Source organism: Myxococcus llanfairpwllgwyngyllgogerychwyrndrobwllllantysiliogogogochensis (genome assembly GCF_006636215.1).
GTDB lineage: Bacteria > Myxococcota > Myxococcia > Myxococcales > Myxococcaceae > Myxococcus > Myxococcus llanfairpwllgwyngyllgogerychwyrndrobwllllantysiliogogogochensis.
In genome coordinates this window covers 1-477 of record NZ_VIFM01000718.1, presented here as the reverse complement: position 1 = coordinate 477, position 477 = coordinate 1, and the positions used below count along the sequence as shown (strand labels likewise).

Genomic DNA, 477 nt, shown 5'->3' with positions numbered 1-477 from the left:
CCCTGGGCCGGCCCCTGCATGTCGCCCTGGCGGCGATGCTGGCGCAGGTGGCCTGGCACTGGCGCCTCATCCGCCACCGCACCCGCGAAGGGTGCTTCCGCGCGTTCACGCGCAACCACTGGCTGGGTTTCACCCTGTTCGCGGGCATCGCCGCGGGATTCGCGCTGCGCTGAAGCCGCGCCGATCCGCCCTCGTCAGGCCCAGGGTGCCGCCGGCCCCTGGTGCACATGCCGGCCACTGCGCTGCAGCAGCGCGCCGCCCAGCGCCTCCTCCAACCCTTTGATGGTCAGGCTGAGAGCTGGCTGCGACAGATTCAGCCTTTCGCTGGCGTGGGCGAAATTCAGAGTGTGAGCTACCGCTAAAAACGCGCGTAACTGTTTGACACTCATTCTCATTTTTCATCCTGTTAACTAATTGAAAAAAATTAGTTAACAGGAAATTAATTAAAATTCCAAATGAGTGAGTCACAAATTCAAA

General features: G+C 60.2%; 1 protein-coding gene. It reads right to left on the bottom strand.

Features of this window, described 5'->3' with window-relative positions:
- Positions 1-194: 194 nt before the first annotated feature.
- Positions 195-389, bottom strand: coding sequence for a LysR family transcriptional regulator (locus FJV41_RS55605; RefSeq protein ID WP_220138007.1), 195 nt, complete (start codon positions 387-389; stop codon positions 195-197).
- Positions 390-477 lie beyond the last annotated feature (88 nt).